Origin of the sequence: Streptomyces sp. NPDC047002 (assembly GCF_040704505.1) — a bacterium.
Taxonomy (GTDB): Bacteria; Actinomycetota; Actinomycetes; order Streptomycetales; family Streptomycetaceae; genus Streptomyces.
The window spans coordinates 58,702-74,893 of record NZ_JBEYWC010000013.1 but is presented as its reverse complement, the minus strand read 5'-3'; the positions used below and the strand labels follow the sequence as shown (position 1 = coordinate 74,893).

General features: G+C 73.5%; 13 protein-coding genes. 3 read left to right on the top strand and 10 right to left on the bottom strand.

Annotation, left to right across the window (positions count from 1 at the left end; all coding sequences use genetic code 11):
* Window positions 1-153 precede the first annotated feature (153 nt).
* Entirely contained in the window at window positions 154-1,764 is a 1,611-nt protein-coding gene (gene metG / locus AB0910_RS14950) for a methionine--tRNA ligase (protein ID WP_366745007.1), read from the top strand.
* A gap of 113 nt (window positions 1,765-1,877) precedes the next feature.
* Here the strand turns inward: metG and AB0910_RS14945 are convergent, their stop codons facing one another.
* The 8 genes from AB0910_RS14945 to AB0910_RS14910 all read right to left on the bottom strand — a co-directional run bounded on the left by AB0910_RS14945 (window position 1,878) and on the right by AB0910_RS14910 (window position 11,063).
* Window positions 1,878-2,660 (bottom strand): DUF2071 domain-containing protein, encoded by a 783-nt coding sequence (locus AB0910_RS14945; RefSeq protein WP_366745006.1) that lies wholly within the window; start codon window positions 2,658-2,660, stop codon window positions 1,878-1,880.
* Window positions 2,661-2,715: 55 nt separating this feature from the next.
* Window positions 2,716-3,177, bottom strand: coding sequence for a hypothetical protein (locus tag AB0910_RS14940; protein ID WP_366745005.1), 462 nt, complete (start codon window positions 3,175-3,177; stop codon window positions 2,716-2,718).
* Window positions 3,178-3,277: 100 nt separating this feature from the next.
* Window positions 3,278-4,882, bottom strand: a complete 1,605-nt coding sequence (locus tag AB0910_RS14935) for an alpha/beta hydrolase (RefSeq protein WP_366745004.1) — start codon at window positions 4,880-4,882, stop codon at window positions 3,278-3,280.
* Between the two features lie 3 nt (window positions 4,883-4,885).
* A complete protein-coding gene (locus tag AB0910_RS14930; RefSeq protein ID WP_366745003.1) occupies window positions 4,886-5,134 on the bottom strand; it encodes a hypothetical protein in 249 nt (82 codons plus the stop codon).
* Between the two features lie 163 nt (window positions 5,135-5,297).
* Window positions 5,298-7,058 carry an ABC transporter ATP-binding protein gene (locus AB0910_RS14925; RefSeq protein WP_366745002.1) on the bottom strand — a complete coding sequence of 587 codons (1,761 nt, stop codon included), beginning with the start codon at window positions 7,056-7,058 and terminating at the stop codon, window positions 5,298-5,300.
* Window positions 7,055-9,016, bottom strand: coding sequence for an ABC transporter ATP-binding protein (locus AB0910_RS14920; protein WP_366745001.1), 1,962 nt, complete (start codon window positions 9,014-9,016; stop codon window positions 7,055-7,057). The genes AB0910_RS14925 and AB0910_RS14920 overlap by 4 nt, the downstream gene beginning before the upstream one ends.
* Window positions 9,009-10,055 carry an iron-siderophore ABC transporter substrate-binding protein gene (locus tag AB0910_RS14915; RefSeq protein WP_366745000.1) on the bottom strand — a complete coding sequence of 349 codons (1,047 nt, stop codon included), beginning with the start codon at window positions 10,053-10,055 and terminating at the stop codon, window positions 9,009-9,011. Before AB0910_RS14915 ends, AB0910_RS14920 begins: the two co-directional genes overlap by 8 nt.
* 147 nt (window positions 10,056-10,202) lie before the next feature.
* Window positions 10,203-11,063 (bottom strand): L,D-transpeptidase family protein, encoded by an 861-nt coding sequence (locus tag AB0910_RS14910; RefSeq protein WP_366744999.1) that lies wholly within the window; start codon window positions 11,061-11,063, stop codon window positions 10,203-10,205.
* Window positions 11,064-11,546: 483 nt separating this feature from the next.
* Between AB0910_RS14910 and AB0910_RS14905 the strand changes: the two genes are divergently transcribed.
* Window positions 11,547-12,098, top strand: a complete 552-nt coding sequence (locus AB0910_RS14905) for a GNAT family N-acetyltransferase (RefSeq protein ID WP_366744998.1) — start codon at window positions 11,547-11,549, stop codon at window positions 12,096-12,098.
* A 276-nt stretch (window positions 12,099-12,374) separates the two neighbouring features.
* Window positions 12,375-13,775, top strand: coding sequence for a SidA/IucD/PvdA family monooxygenase (locus AB0910_RS14900; RefSeq protein WP_366744997.1), 1,401 nt, complete (start codon window positions 12,375-12,377; stop codon window positions 13,773-13,775).
* 420 nt (window positions 13,776-14,195) lie between these two features.
* Here AB0910_RS14900 and AB0910_RS14895 read toward each other — a convergent pair whose 3' ends face one another.
* Both AB0910_RS14895 and AB0910_RS14890 read right to left on the bottom strand, forming a co-directional pair.
* Window positions 14,196-15,098: an ATPase gene (locus AB0910_RS14895; protein WP_366744996.1), complete on the bottom strand. Its 903-nt coding sequence runs from the start codon at window positions 15,096-15,098 to the stop codon at window positions 14,196-14,198.
* A gap of 50 nt (window positions 15,099-15,148) precedes the next feature.
* A complete protein-coding gene (locus tag AB0910_RS14890) occupies window positions 15,149-16,147 on the bottom strand; it encodes a Gfo/Idh/MocA family oxidoreductase (RefSeq protein WP_366744995.1) in 999 nt (332 codons plus the stop codon).
* Between the last annotated feature and the right edge of the window lie 45 nt (window positions 16,148-16,192).

Sequence of the window (16,192 nt, the reverse complement as noted above, 5' to 3'; positions counted from 1 at the left end):
AGGGGGAACGATCGGCCGGGCCCCGAAGATCCCGCCCGCGGCGGCGGCCGGGATCCCGCCCGCCGCGCACGCGTCCCCACCATGGTCGCGCCCGCCCCCGCCCCGGGGGAAACCGTTCGGAGGCACGCGAACGCGGCGGATACCATTTCGTCCATGGCGGCCACAGAACCCGAAGCGCGGGGCGGGAAGACGTACTACGTCTCCACCCCCATCTACTACGTCAACGACGCCCCCCATCTGGGCCACGCCTATACGACCGTCGCAGGCGACGTGCTCACCCGCTGGCACCGCCAGCGCGGCGAGAAGGTGTGGTACCTCACCGGCACGGACGAGCACGGTCAGAAGATCCTGCGCACCGCCGAGGCGCACGGGGTCACCCCGCAGGAGTGGTGCGACAAGCTCGTCGAGGAGTCGTGGCGGCCCCTGTGGACCCACCTCGACGTGGCCAACGACGACTTCATCCGCACCACGGAGAAGCGCCACACGGACCGCGTCCAGGAGTTCGTGCAGGACCTGTACGACAAGGGCGAGATCTACAAGGGCGGCTACGAGGGCCCGTACTGCGTCAGCTGCGAGGAGTACAAGCTCCCCGGCGACCTGATCGAGGCCGAGGACGGCACGCCGCTGTGCGCCATCCACAAGAAGCCGGTGGACATCCTCGAAGAGGAGAACTACTTCTTCAAGCTCAGCGAGTACGGCCCGAAGCTGCTCGCGCACTACGAGGCGAACCCCGGCTTCATCCAGCCGGAGTCCGCGCGCAACGAGGTCGTGAACTTCGTCAAGCAGGGCCTACAGGACCTGTCGATCTCCCGCTCCACCTTCGACTGGGGCGTCCCGGTCCCGTGGGACCCCAAGCACGTGATCTACGTGTGGGTGGACGCGCTGCTCAACTACGCGACGGCCGTCGGCTACGGCTCCGACCAGGCGAAGTTCGATGCGACCTTCCCCGCGGACGTGCACCTGGTGGGCAAGGACATCCTCCGCTTCCACGCGATCATCTGGCCCGCGATGCTGATGGCGAACGGCCTGCCGCTGCCCGGCAAGGTCGCGGCCAACGGCTGGCTGCTCGTCGGCGGCGAGAAGATGTCGAAGTCCAACCTCACCGGCATCAAGCCGCAGGACCTCACCTCGCACTTCGGCGTCGACGCGTACCGCTGGTACTTCCTGCGCGCGATCGCGTTCGGCCAGGACGGCTCGTTCTCCTGGGAGGACCTGAGCGCCCGCTACACCTCCGAGCTGGCCAACGACTACGGCAACCTCGCCTCCCGCGTCGCCGCCATGGTCGGGAAGTACTTCGACGGGAAGCTGCCCGCGGCCGCCGCGGACGGCGAGGCGGAGCGCGCGGTGCACGAGGGCCTCGCGACGGCGGTCGCCGAGGCGGACCGGCGCATCGGCGAGGAGCTGGACTTCGCGGGCGGCATCGCGGCCGTCTTCGACTTCGTGAAGCAGGTCAACGGCTACCTCACCGAGCAGGAGCCCTGGAAGGTCGCCAAGGACGCCTCGGACGAGGGCCGGGCGCGCCTCGCGACGATCCTCTACACGGCGGCCGAGTCGCTGCGCGCTCTCGCGGTCCTGCTGCACCCGGTGATGCCCGCGAGCAGCGAGAAGCTCTGGCAGTCGCTGGGCGCCGCCGAGTCGCTCGGCGCCCTCGCGGACCAGCGCATCGGCGAAGCCGCCCGCTGGGGCCTGCTGCCCGAGGGCACCACGGTCACCAAGGGCGAGGCCCTCTTCCCCCGCCTTGAGGAGCCTGCCACGGCGGTCTGAGGCGGGCTCGCGCCGCCCCCGGAGGCCGGGGCCGTGTCACGGGGACACGGCCCCGGCCTCCGCCGTATCCCGTGACCTGCCCCGGTCTCCTTCGCGTCCCGTGGCCGGTCGGCTCAGCGCTCCGGGCGGCCGAAGCGCACCGCGACGCCCGGCGAGCAGAGGACGCTCGCCGGTGCGCCCGAGGGCGCCGGCAGGCCCGCGGCCTCGACCAGCGTCTCCCGGCAGTCGAGCAGCTCGGCGCGGTGCAGCGGCCAGCGCGCGTGCGTGTTCGGCAGGTGGGCGAGACGGCCCCCGAGCGTCGTGTGGAGCGCCCAGCGCGCGGTCAGGAAGTGTTCGAGCGGGGTCGGCTCCGCGATCGGCCCGCCCGCCCTGACGCTGATCCTGGCCGCGGCGCCGACCGGCCCCGGCCAGCGCCGCCCGCTGGTGTAGGTGAGGACGTCGCCCGCCCGCCGCACCCGCATCCGCGCCCACATGTACGGCAGGCGCAGCGCCGCGCGCGCCACCAGCACCGGCACGAGCCGGGACGCGTCGAGGGAGCGGAAGACGACGGCCCTGCGGCCGCGCGCGTCGACCGAGTACAGCCGCACGTTGGTCTCGGGGAACGTCCCCAGGTACGGCACCCCGGGCAGCCGGAACCAGCCCACCCGCTCCATCCGGAACGCGATGAGCCCCACATACGCGGCGCCCTCGTGCAGGTCGGGCACGGTCCCCGGGGGCAGCAGCGGCGCGACCCGCGCCGGGTCCACCGCCCAGTGCAGCATCGCGAGGTCGCGCCACTCCTGGGTGAGCAGCGGGCGGGGCTGGGCGCGCGGCGGCTCGGGCGCGACCGGCTCGGGACGCCCGTACCCGCCGTGCCCGCCGCCTGTGCCGCCCCTGCCGCAGGTGGGACTCTCCATCCCGCCAGCATCGCAGCCCGGGCCCGCCCGTGCCCGGCGGCGGGCGGGCGCTGAATCAGAGTTGTTGCTGCTTCGCGCCCGGAGGGAGCAGACATGGCGTGAAGACGACCAGATGAAGTTCGTCGGGGCTTCTGTAGCCGGAGACATCGATGGAAAAGTGCTTGTCCTGACTCCTCGCCTCCAGAACGACCGCGGGATCGAGGGACGCGTCGTTGCGGAAACTCATGATCTCCAATCCGCGCTGTTCGAGATCGTCCTTGATCTTTGCGGCAGCACTACCGTGCCGCTGTGCGGCCAGCGGTGCGTGGGCCCGGTAAGTGAGTGTGAAGCGGCCGTCACCGGCCATCTCGTCGTTCCGGCCGACGCAGTCGGAGAACTGGGGCCTGACGCTCTTCGCGTCGACCTCGGCGTTGGCGCTTCGCGCTATGGACTGAGCGAAGTGGGCAGCCCAGGACTGGGCGTCCTCCCGGCTCATCCGCGGCAACGGAGCGTTCTTGTCTGCGTTCTTTGAGGACATGCAGCCTCCCAGGAGCAGGAGTGAGACGAGCGTCAGAACGGGCACCGGCCAATGCGTTCCCCTCATGAGGGGGACACCTGCTTTCGTGTCTCCGGCAGGATCAAGGAACTATGGGGGTCATGGGGTCGTCGTGCGGGGCAGCACGCACGAGACTCGGTGTCTTTCCCGCGATGATCCTCCCCATGTTCTCCAGACCGATGCTGCCGTTGTCGAAGTAACTGCTGTGGCCGCCGGGTTCGACCTCGAAGACGCTGCCGCCGAACCTGTCCGAGGTTGGATTCTCGCCCAGGGAGAGTCCGGAGAGGTACTGGGCGACGGGGTCGTTGGGTGACGCGCCCGCGTACACGTGGTCGCGTGGGATGCCGAACGAATCGCTGTAACCGTTCATGCCGGGACTACCCACGGCCACGATGTCGTCGGCGCCCAGTTGCCCGCCTCGTGCGGCAGTGCCCACCAGAGTCGAGCCGTAACTGTGCCCTATTACCGTGATGTGGTGGTGCATCGCGCCCTGAGCGGCGCGTGTCCCGTCAACGAACCGACGGAGGTCGGCTGCCCCGCTTTCCGCACGCCAGGTTGTCACAACACTGGGGTCGAGCTCCGGGGCGTCGTAGCCCAGCCAGAACACGGTCGAGACAGGCCCCTTCGGACGAGCGTCCTCGGCGGCCTGCTGCAGCAGGCCGATGCGGTTCAGCGATCCCGGCAGGCTGCTCATTGTGGTGGTCGTACCAGGTACGTATACGCCTGTGTCTGTGGCCGTGTCGGGATTGCCCATGGCGATGACCGCCTTCCCGTCGCCCGTCGCGTTGAAATCCAGAAGGTAGAGCTCCTCGCCTTCGGGGGCCCCGGCGTGTGCGTCCAAGGCGTTCTTCAGCTGCATCAATGTCTCGTGACGCGGGTCCAGGACGGCAGAGGTGCCGACCCCGTAGTCGTGACCGGTCAGAAAGTCCGGGTCGTCGAGCTGCTCGTTGAGCGAGAGGCGGTTCGCGCCATCGCGTACTGCCGCCGGAAGTCCGTCGACGCCCCCGATGAACTGCGGGTAGAACAGCATGTAATCGCGTCGCTGATCAGCGGTGAGTCCGCTCCACCAGCGGGCTGCGGCTTCAGGATCCTTCGGCGGCTTAGGCTCGTTGATGCCGAGGAGTTGCATGGCGGCCTGTGCGTCGGAACCCGCCTCGTTGTACGCGTGCTGCCGGTACTGGCCCATGACATCGCCGTGGAGCAGGGACAACGCCCTCTTCCCGTCCTCGGACGCCTGGTGCGCCTCGGTGAGAGCGGAGTCCATCCGCCGACGATAGCCGTTGAGTGTGCCGGCGGCTTCTTCTGCCTCGTAACGGGAAGGAAAACGCGGCGGGTTGACTGTGCCGCTGTCGTCCACCGAGTAGCCGGCGGCCTCCGCGTCTCTGACCACGTTCTTGAGGTCGTTCCTGGCCCTCTCCATGCGCTCATGGACCGTGGTGAGGACCGTGCCGATTGCCTCTGCCTCCACCCGCCCGATGTCCAGACGGTTCTCGACGCCAGTGAGGAACGCGAAGGCGGAGGTGGCGGCCTCGCCTGCCCAGCCTGCCTTACGCAGCGGGACGGTCACCTGCCGCTGGTATCGGGTGTGCGCGCTCTCCAGCTCTTCTGAGAGGTCGCGCCACTTCTTGGCCGCATCCGAGATGCTGGTCAAGTCGAGACGCCAGAGGAGTTCGAAGGGGGACGGCATTCGCTAGACACCCTCGAAATCGCGAACGGTGAGTGTTTCGTTCCACTCGTGGGACGCGGCGCACCCGCGGAGAGCTTCGGCGGCAGCCGACAGACGCTCCTGGAGCCCCTTCAGAGCGGGGCGCCAGCTGTCAGAGAGGTCGTGGATCTCGGCAGCGACCGACCAGCCTTCCAGCGAGGCTGCGGCCGCCCCCATGCAGCTGAGTGCCCCGTCGATCCGGTCTGCCATGATCGCGCCGTTGATGGCGTCCACGCCGTGTGCAGACGCTCTCAACTCGTCTGGTGCCACGTTCAGATCAGTCACTATCGCCCCCGAAAGCGCGCTCTCCGTGACCGGCACTCTACAGAAAATGACGGTGAGAGCGCGTTGGCCCTCGGCCCGCGCCCGGTCCACGGCGGCCCCGGCGGCGGGCGGATCAGCGGTTGCGCAGGCGCCAGCCGTGGGCGCGCTCGTAGCTGCCGAAGAGGTCGGCATAGCGGCCGCCCGCCGCGAGGAGGGCCGTGTGGGTGCCGTGTTCGACCACGCGGCCGCCTTCGAGCACGGCGATGGCGTCCGCGTCGGCGATGGTGGCCGGCTGGTGGGCGATGATCAGGAGGGTGCGGCCGCGGGCCAGCTCGCGCAGGGCCTCGTGGACGGCGACCTCGTTCTCCGCGTCGAGCGCCGAGGTGGCCTCGTCGAGGAGGACGACCGGGGTGTCCTTGAGGAGGGTGCGGGCGATCGCGACGCGCTGGCGCTCGCCGCCCGAGAGCAGGGAGCCGCCCTCGCCGACCGGGCTCGCCCAGCCCGCGGGCAGCCGCTCCACGATCCGGTCGACCCGGGCGCGCCGCGCGGCCTCGCGCACCTCGGCGCCGGTGGCGTCGGGGCGGCCCATGCGGATGTTCTCCTCGATGGTGCCGTCCACCAGCCGCACGTCCTGGAAGACCAGCGAGACGGTGTCCATCAGGTCGGCGGTCGCCGCCTGCCGCACGTCGACGCCGCCGACCCGCACCGTTCCCGCGTCCACGTCGTGGAAGCGCGCGACGAGCTTCGTCACCGTCGTCTTGCCCGAGCCCGAGGCGCCGACGAGGGCCACCGTGCGGCCCGCGGGGATGGTGAGCGAGAAGCCGTCGAGCACGGGCGCGGGGGCGCCGTCGGGCCCGGGCCCGTAGCCGAAGACCACCTCGTCGAGTGCGACGTCCGGCGGCCCGTCGTCGGGGGAGACCCGCAGCGGGCGCGGGTGCGGCGGCTCCGGCAGCGGCTCGGTGCGCAGCAGCGCGTCGATCCTGCCGATGGCCGCCCGCACGGTGGTCAGCCCGGCGGCCGCGCCCGCGACGACGGCGAACGGCTGGAGGAAGTGCGTGCCGAGCACCAGCAGCGCGATGATCCGCGGCGCGTCCACGCCGCCGTGCGTGGCGAGCAGGAGGCCCACCACCAGCAGGGCGGTGAAGGCGAGTTGGGTGACGAGTTCGCCGAGGTGGAGGCCGGGCAGCGCGCCGAACACCTGGCGGCGCGCCGCCTCGTGCTGCCCGTCGAGCGCCGCGTCGAGCTCCCTGCGCCCGCTGCGGGCGCCGCCCGCGGCCCGCAGCACGGGCTGGGCGCCTGCGAACTCGACAAGACGGGCGCTGGCTTCGGCCGCCGCCGCGTCGTGCGCCGCGTCGGTGCGCTCGGTCGTCCGGCGGGCGACCGAGAACACCGCGAGCACGACGGGCACCGCCACCAGCACGGCGAGCGCGAGCCACGCGTCGTAGCAGAGCAGGAAGACCAGCACGGTCGCGGGCCGCACCGCGGCGGTCACCAGGGTCTGCGTCAGGGAGACGCCGCGCACCGCGGTGTTGACGCCGCGGCCGAGCAGCCGCTCCAGCTGCGCCGTGCGCGTCTCGTCGAACCAGCCGAGCGGCAGCCGTACGACATGGTCGCCGAGCCGCTCGTACAGCGCCCTGCGCCAGGCGGAGGAGAGGGCGAGCGCGGCCGTCTCCATCACGTAGTGCGCGGCCCAGCCGACCGCGACAGCGGCGGCGAGCGGCGCGAGCCAATGCGCGGCCCGGCCGGTGTGCCCGCCGAGCAGCGCGGTGAGCAGCGGTACGAGCAGGCCGAACGCGACGCCCTCGCAGACCGCGTTGGCGACGGTCGCCAGCAGGTGCCTGACCAGCAGCGGGCGGCCCGCGCCCCCGGTGATGCGCAGCAGTCCCGTGATCACGCCGTACCCTTTCCGCGCGCGGCCGCGCTCTCGCTGTTCACGGCGGGCTCAGCGGTCCTACCGGCCGCACCGGCCTCAGCGCTCCCACCGGCCGCACCGGCCCCACCGGACTCGCCCTGCTGGGCCCGCCACAGCCGGGCGTACGCGCCGTCCGCGGCCAGCAGTTCCGGGTGCGTGCCGCGCTCCACGACGCGCCCCTCGTCGAGGACGAGGATCTGGTCGGCCTCCACGACGGTGCGCAGCCGGTGCGCGACGACCAGGAGGGTGCGGCCCGCGGTGAGTTCGGCGAGTGCGTCCTGCACGGCGGCCTCCGACTCCGGGTCGGCGGCCGCCGTCGCCTCGTCGAGCACGAGCACGGGCGTGTCCGCGATCAGGGTGCGGGCGATGGCGACGCGCTGCGCCTCGCCGCCGGAGAACCGGGCGTCGACACCCACCACCGTGTCGTAGCCCTGCGGGAGTTCGGTGATCCGGTCGTGGATCGCCGCGGCCAGCGCCGCGGCGCGCACCGTCTCGAAGGGCGCGTCGGGGTCGGGCAGCGCGATGTTGTCGCGCACGGAGCGCCGCAGCAGCACGGTGTCCTGGAAGAGGAAGCCGATGTGCCGGTACAGCTCGGCGCGGTCCAGGTCACGCAGGTCGGTGCCGCCGAGCGTGATGGCGCCCGCGGTCGGGTCGTAGAAGCGGGCGAGCAGCATGCCGAGCGTCGACTTGCCCGCACCCGAGGGGCCGACGAGCGCGGTGACCGTGCCGGGCCGCAGGGTCGCGGTGACGTCCTGGAGCACGGGCCGCTCGCCGTCGTACGAGAAGCCGACGCCGCGCAGTTCGAGCGGCAGCGGGGTGCCGGGCGGCGTGGCCGGCAGCGCGGCGGACGCAGGGCCCGCGCCCCCCTGGCCCCCCTGGTCCTTCCGGTCCTTACGGTCTTCCCGGTCCTTCTGGTCTTCCCGGTCCTCCCGCAGCAGCGCGCCGACCCGCGCGGCCGCGTCGCGTGCCGTACGCGCCTGGTCGCGCGCCGAGTAGACCGGTGTCAGCAGGTCGAAGAGGCCGAGCCCGAGCAGCACGAAGGCGACCAGGTCGACCGGGTCGCTCCAGCCGAGCGCGGCGAACCAGGTCCCGAAGGCGACCGTCACCAGCAGCACCGTCGCGGGCGCGACCGTGGAGCGGGTGAGGCTGCGCTTGCGCACGAAGGCGCGCTGCGCGGCGTCGCTCGCGTCGGCGTAGGCGGCCGCCGCGGCCCTGAACCGGGCGGGCGCGCCGCCCCCGGCGCCGCCGAACGCCTTGGCGACCGTGATGCCGCGGACCAACTCGATGGAGGCGGCGGAGAGTTCGGTGGTGGCCTCGGCGATGCGCCGCACGTCGCCTCCGGCCCGGCCCGCGATCCGCATCCGCACCGTCTGCCCGCCCGCGATCAGCGCGAGGGTGATCAGGGCGAGCCGCCAGTCGGCCCACAGCAGGTAGGCGGCGATGACGGCGGGTCCCGCGACGGCGGCCGCCAGGTCGCCGCGCGCGTGCGCGACGGCGTGGTGCAGCCGGCCCACGTCGTCCTGCACGGTGGTCTTGACGCGCGCCGACACCCCGCCCGCGTACCAGCGCAGCGGCAGCGCGGCGAGCTGGTCGGCGAGCCGGTGGCGCAGCGAGCCCGCGAGGGTGACGTCGGCGAGGTGGCTGAGCACGCCGGACGCCAGGTGCAGGGCGAGGCGCAGCGCGAGCACGCCCACGGCGGCCCAGGCGATGGCCCACACGTGCGCGGTGTCGTGGTGCAGCAGCCTGCGGCCGATCTCGACGATGGCGACCATCGGCGCGCAGGACAGCGCCGCCGCGATCCCCTCGAACACGGCGGCGAGCGTCACCTGGCCGACGACGGGCGCCTGGAGCGCGGCGAGGTCGTCGGCCGGTGCGGGGGCCGCGGGCGTCGCCGTGCCTGAAGCAGCGGCGGCGCCCGCCGCCCTGGCGGCCTCAGCCAAGCTTCGCCACCGCCGTGGTCAGCTTCGGGAGCATCAGGTCGAGCCCGTAGGGGATCGAGAGGACGGAAGGGAAGGCGAGGGAGAGCGCGGTGGGCAGGTCGATCGCGATGTACGCGCCGCGCTTGACCGCCGACAACCCCTTGAACAGCGGCTTCGCCTCGAACTTCGCCCGGGTCTTGTCGTCGGGGTAGGCGAGGATCAGCACGTCGGCGTCGAGCAGGTCGAGGCGTTCCGCCGCGATCTGGGAGCGGTTGGGCGTGCTGGACTGCGGCAGGGAGGTGACCTTGGGGGAGAGGTGGAAGCCGAGCCGCGAGAAGAACTGCGCGGACGCGTCCGCCTCCCGGCTGATGGTGAAGACCGAGCCGTCGGAGCCCGCGGGCCCGAACGTGTAGGTGCGGCCCTTGAACTGGGGGTGCGAGGCGACGGCCTTGGCGACCTTGTCCTGCACGCCCTTGATGAGCTTCTCCGCCTCGTCGGCGCGGCCGAGTGCCTTGCCCGCGCGGCGGATCATCACGTCCCACTGGTCGCTGCCGGGGCCGTCCTGGTAGCCGAGGGTCGGCGCGATCCTGCTGAGCTTGGGGAAGTCGTCCTTGATGGAGTAGTCGTCGCTCGCGAGGATCAGGTCGGGCGCGGCGGCCGCGACCTTCTCGACCGGGATGCCGGAGGTCTGGTCGATGAGCTGGACCTTGCCCGTGGGCTTCTGCCAGGGCGCGAGGCCGCTCGTGAACGCCGAATTGGACGTGGCGGCGACGAGGGGGGCGCCGAGGGCGACCGCGAGGTCGACGTCGCGCAGGTAGCCGCAGGCGGCGACGCGCTTGGGCGCCGACTTCACCGTCGTGCTGCCCGGCTTGCCCGGCACGGTGACGGGGAAGGCCGCCGCGTCGGTGCCAGAGCCGCCGGCCGCTGCCGTGCCGCTCTTGCCGGGGCTCTTGTCCGAGCCGCCGTCCGAGCCGCAGGCGGTGAGGAGCGCGGCGCCCGCCGCGGCACCGGTGCCGAGCAGGAAGCCCCGGCGGGACAGGGATCTGGGACGTGGGCTCACTGGGTCGCACTCCTCGTTCCGAAGGTGCGCACAGATTAGCGAGGGTTAGGTAAGCCTAGCCATACTTTGTTCGTGAGAAGTGTTACAGATCACGTCGGAAGGGATGAGTCGCGTCCGCCCGGGGCAGGGCGCGGGGCTGACGGCGCGTCAACCCGCGAGCGTCCTGGCGTCGCCCATCACCACGACGGGGTGGCTCGCCGGGTCCAGCATCCGCAGCAGCTGCCTGATGTGGTCCTTCGCGATGGAGACGCAGCCCTGCGTGGGGCCGCCGTGGTCGACGTGGATCCAGATGCCGCCGCCGCGCGCGGGGCCGAGCGGCTTGCGCTGGTCGAGCGGGGTGCTCCCGGCGTCGCGGTTGTAGTTGATGGCCACGACGTAGTCGAAGGCGCCCGCGAGCGGCTCGCCGTCGAAGCCCTGCCCGTACGCGGTGAAGTGGTAGCTGTGGTCGTACGGCATCCGCGTGCCGGGGTCGGCGTCCTTGCCGCCCGCGTCCGTGAGCGAGAACACCCCGATCGGTGAGCGCCGGTCGTCCACCATGTGGTGCGTCGTCCAGCCGCGCAGGGCGTTGTGCGCGGGCCACACGTCGGTGGCGGGGCGCCACGGCGAGCCGCTGTCGGCGCGCTCGTAGAGGCGGAAGGTCGCCGTGTTCGTGTCCCGGTCGGCGCCCGTGACCACCACGGCCTGCCGGGTCGAGGAAGGGATCTGCGCCGTCATCGCGGGCCCCACGCCCGGCAGCGTCGGCGAGGACTGGTCGGGGATGCGGGCGCTGAGCGCCGAGCGCGTCTCCGAGCGGTTCGCCTTGCCGTCGTCCTGCGTGCCCTGCGCCCCCGCCGCCTGGTGGTCGGGCGCGCCCGCGGCCGGGTCGCCCGCGGCTTCGCGGTGCTCGCCCGCCGTGGCCGCCGTGCCGCAGCCGGTGAGGAGCAGCCCGCCGACGAGCAGCGCTGCGGCCGGCCGGTGCCCGCGGCGCAGCGCGCGCAGCAGGCCGGGGCGTACGGACGGGAGAGACATGGCGGAACCCTTCGCGGTACGAGGCCGCCCCCGGCCCCGTGCGGATCGCGTACGGGCCCTGCGGCGGCGCCTGTTGGTGCGGTGGTGCGCGGCATTCGGCCGATCCAGTGTCCCCCCGCACCCGATCGGCCGCATGACGCGGCGGTTGAACATTCGGTGCGCTTGTCCCGCGCGCGGCGGTCGCCGCCGGGAGGGCGACGCGTCGGCACTGGCACAGGATAACCGCCCGCACACACCGGGTGATGACCGGCCACCAACCGTCACCGTAAGCCAATCCGACAATCGGTCCTGCCGGCCCGGCCGCTCCCGCGCCCCCGGCCGCACCGGCGCGCGCACCGCGGCGGCGCGGCGCCGGGGGGCGCGCGCCACAAAGATCGCCTGTGCTGTTTCCGTCGCCCCGCGCGGCCTGCGACGATGGACGCCGATGTCCACGGTCCGCACGGGCCCGGGTGGGAGGGGCGACCGCACGTGCCAGAAGTCTTCTTGCGTCACCTGAGCAGGTGGCAGGCCGAGCAGCAGCAGGAGGCTCTCGCCGACGAGTTCGTGGAGACCTACCACCGGGCGCACGGCGTGGAGTACGAGGACCGCCAGTCGTTCCTCAAGGCGTTCAACCGGGCCTTCAGCCGCCCGGGGTTCGACATGGTGGTGGCGGGATCCGGCGGCAGGACGGCGGGCCACGCGTACGGTTACCTCATCGACAGGTCGGGCGACTGGTGGCGCGGTCTTGGCGCGGACGCGCCCTGGGATGTGGAGGAACTCACCGTGTCCGGGCAGGTGTTCGCGCTCGCCGAGCTGACCGTGCGGCCGCCGTACCGGCGCATCGGCGTGGCCGGGCGGCTGCTCGAAGCGCTCCTCGCCCGCACGGACGCGGCCCTCGCCGTCACCCGGGTCGACCCGGCCAACGCGGGCGCGGCCGCCTCGCTCACCTCCTGGGGCTGGCTGCGGCTCGGCACGTCGGGCGCGGACGACGCGCACGTGCCGTCCGTGGGCACGGGCCCCGCCACCGAGGTCTGGGGCAGGGCGCTGCGCGACTGACGCCCCATCACATGTGGCTGAGTACCCGTCAGGCCCTGGACCCTTCGGCGCAATAGGGCGCGGCGCCCCGCCGAGCGGTCTTCGTAGACTCCCTGGTGACTTCCCGCCGCCGCGGCTTCGGCCCCGGACCTCCCGGGGCCGGGACCGCGGCCGCGGCACGACCGGCAGCGCCGCCGGGGTCAGGGGAGCGACGGCAGCGCCGTACGGGGACGCGACCGCGACCGTGCCCGTGTGCGGGTTTCGCCGTTCTCCACCCCCTCCCAGGAGGAGATCCGCATGGCAGAACACCTCGTCCACGACCTCGTCGGGGTCGGCATCGGCCCGTTCAACCTCTCGCTCGCCGCCCTCGCCGACCGGACGCCGGGGCTCCGCTCCCTCTTCCTCGACGCGAAAGAGTCCTTCGTCTGGCACCCGGGGCTGCTGCTCGACGGCACGGTCCTCCAAGTGCCCTTCCTCGCCGACCTGGTGACGCTCGCCGATCCCACGAACCGCTGGTCGTACCTGAACTACCTGCGGCACCACGACCGGATGTTCCCGTTCTTCTTCTCCGAGCGGTTCCACATACCGCGCCGCGAGTACGACCACTACTGCCGCTGGGTGGCCGAGTCCCTGCCGTCCTGCCGCTTCGACGCGCGCGTCACGGACATCACGCTCGACGAGGGCGCAGGGGCGTTCGCCGTCACCTACAGCGGCGGCGACGGCGCCACGGTCCGCGTCCTCGCCCGGCAGGTGGTGCTCGGCGTGGGCACGGAGCCGGTCGTGCCGCAGCCGCTGCGGCCGTACGTCCGCGCGGCCGCGCACACCGGCCGCGTCCTGCACAGCGCGGACTACCGCACGCACCGCGACGCGCTGGCGGGGCTCGCGGACGTGACGGTCGTCGGCGGCGGCCAGTCGGGCGCCGAGGTCGTCCTCGACCTGCTGCGGCACCACGGCGACGGCGGCGCGGAAGGACCGCGCGTGCGGTGGGTCGCCCGCACGCCCGCCTTCGCGCCCATGGAGTACTCCAAGATCGGGCTCGAACACTTCACGCCCGACTACGTGCGCTACTTCCGCGGGCTGCCCGAGGACCGCCGCGACCAGCTCGTCGAGCAGCAGTGGCAGCTCTACAAGGGCGTCAGCGCCGAGACCCTCGCCGACATCCACGACCTGCTGTACGAGCGCACGATCGGCGGCGCTCCCCCGCCGGCCGACCTGCACCCCGGCGTCTCGGTGACCGGCATCGAGGCCGCGGCGGGCGGCGGCTACACGCTGGCCTGCCGCCACCTCGACCAGGGCGCCGCCTTCGCGGTGCGCACCGACGCCGTGGTCTCGGCCACCGGGTACGCGGCCGTGCGGCCGCCGTTCCTCGACGGCGTGGCGAAGCTCATCGACTGGGACGCCAGGGGCCGCTACCGGGTGGACGGCTCCTACCGGGTCGCGCTCGCCCCCGGCGTGCCCGGCACGCTGTACGTGCAGAACGCGGAGCTGCACACGCACGGCGTGGGCGCGCCCGACCTGACGCTCGGCGCGTGGCGCGCCGCGACGATCCTCAACGCCGTGGCGGGCCGCGAGGTGCTGCGGGTGCCCGAGCGCTCGGCGTGGACGACGTTCGGCGCGCCGCCCGCCGCGGCGCCGGCGCGGCCCCGGCCGGGCGCGCGCCGCGGCGAGGGCCCTCAGGAGCCGGCCGCGCCCCTGTAGCCGGCCTGGATCCGGCGGAGGATCCGCCCGGCGCCCGTGGAGCCGGCCCGGACCGGCCCCGCGCGGGCGCGCGCTGTCGGCCGCGCACGCCCGCACGTGGCACGAAGCGGAACCGGAACATGGTCCGGCCCTCTGGGGAGCCCTCGCCGTGCAGCACCCAGGGCGATCAGAACACCCTTGCGCCAGTGCCCCGTTGGGGCCGACAGCCGTATGGGCGCGGGTGGCGATCCGGGGCATGCGGAGGCCGGTCGCACGGCAGGCCCTTCGGGTTCCGCGAGCACGCGGCCTGCCGGCCCCTGCGAGTACTCGGGCCCGCGCCGGGCCCCAAGGGCCGCGCCGGGCCCCAAGGGCCGCGGGCGGGGCCGGAGCGCTCAGGGTCGGCGCGGGCTCAGCGCAGGAGCGCTCAGGTCCTGCGCGGGCTCAGCGCGGCCGTGGGGCCGTTCTGCGGGCGAGGTGGACGGCGCCGGCCACCGGGGCGGTGTCCAGGACCGTCAGGGGCAGGCCGTGGCGGGTGCGCAGGCCGTGGGCGACCCGCTCGGCGAGCGCGGGTCTGCCCGCGATGACGCTGCCGCCCGCGACCACGCGGCGCACCTCGGCGCCGCGCGCGGCCAGGTCGCCGACGAGCGCGACCAGTTCCGCGGCGCCGGTGCGCAGTGCGGCGAGCCCCGCGGCCGAGCCGGACTCCGCCGCGTCGAAGACGACAGGCGCCCAGCCGGCCCACCGCTGCGCGGGCGTGCGCTGCATCAGCCCGACCACCTCCCGCAGGGAGCGTGTCCCCGACGCGGCGAGGAGCGCGGGCAGCAGCGGGTCGCCGCCCGCGCCGCCCGTGCGGTTCTCCGCCTCGGCCAGCGCCCGCACCGCGTCGCGCACGGTGCCCCACGCCGAGCCGGGGTCGCCGACAAGCCAGCCCCAGCCGCCCGCGTACAGGGAGGTGCCGTCACCGCGCCGCGCCACCGCGATGGAGCCGGTGCCGACGACGAGGCCCGCGCAGGGGCCGCCGTCGGGCGCCGCCTCGCAGAGCAGGAACGCGTCGTTCACCACGGCGACCGGCACGCCGAGTTCGGCCTCGGCCGCGCGCCGCAGCTCGGCGCACTCCGCGTCCGAGTCGCAGCCGTGCGCGCCGATGCCGACGGCCGCGGGCGGTGCCGCGTCCACTTCCCTGATGCGCGCGGCGACCAGCCGCGCCTTGCCCCGCGCGTCCGCGTTGGTCCAGTCGCCCGCGGGGCGGGTGACGTCCTTGACGGTGGCGCCGTCCCGGTCCGCGAAGCGCAGCCTGGTCTTCGAGCCGCCCGCGTCCACGCCGACGATGTACTTGGTTTCCACGTGTGTCCGCACGCTTCCGTGACGTCCGTTGTTCCGGGCCGTCCCGCTGCTCACCGGCCGCGCCGCGCCGCCTCGTAGAAGTCGAGGCAGGTGGCGAGCGTCTCGCGGGCCGTGCGCACGGTGGAGCGCGGGGCCACGCCGTCGCGTACGGCCCCGACCAGCACGTCCAGTGTGTCGAACGTGTCGGAGGGCAGCGCGGAGAACGTCCACTCGCCGCCCTCCGCGGCGAAGCCGAAGGTGCCGGTCGCGGTGGAGTGGAAGACGGCGCCCCGGGAACCGACGAGGTGCGCCCGGGTGCTCGAAGCGCCCGCGGGTGCGATCCAGGTGTCCTCCACGGTCACCACCGCGCCGCTCTCCAGGGTGAACACGGCGTGCCCGTAGTCCTCGACGGGCAGTCCGGGGTGCGCGATGTTCGCCACGGTGCCGCGCACCTCCGCGACGGGCGAGCCGAACAGGGCGCGCATGCGGTCCAGTTGGTAGACGGCGTGGTCGATCCAGCCGCCGCCTGCCGTCCGCGCGGGGTCGGCCCACCACCCGGGCCCCGCGGTGGATCCCGGCCAGGCCGTCGGCAGCCCGCTGTGCATGGCGAAGGTGCCGCCGCGCAGCTCTCCGAGCCTGCCGGACTCCAGCAGCCCCGTCAGCCTCTTCGCCAGCGGCGAGGTGTGCCGGGACTCGCTCGGCACGAAGACGACGCCCGAGCGTTCCACGGCCTCGACCACCCGGTCGGCCTCCGCGAGCGTCCTGGCGAGGGGCTTCACCGAGACGATGTGCTTGCCCGCGCGGGCCGCCGCCACGCACAGCTCGGGGCTCTGGTCGACGCTGGTGAAGCAGGCGACGGCGTCCACGTCCGGGTCGTCGAGCACGGACGCCGGGTCCGTGGAGGTGCGGGCGCAGCCGGTGAGCCCCGCGACGTGCGCCACCCGTCCGGGGTCGCGGTCCACGAGCGCGTGCAGGGAGACGGACTCCTCCGTGGCGACCCTGCGGGCGAAGGGGATACCCGCGTACCAGTGGTCGAAGCCGATGATGCCGATGCGGATGGACGTGGTCATGGTGCTGGTTCCCCTGGTTCTGTCGGGTGCGCGGCGCGCCCTCGT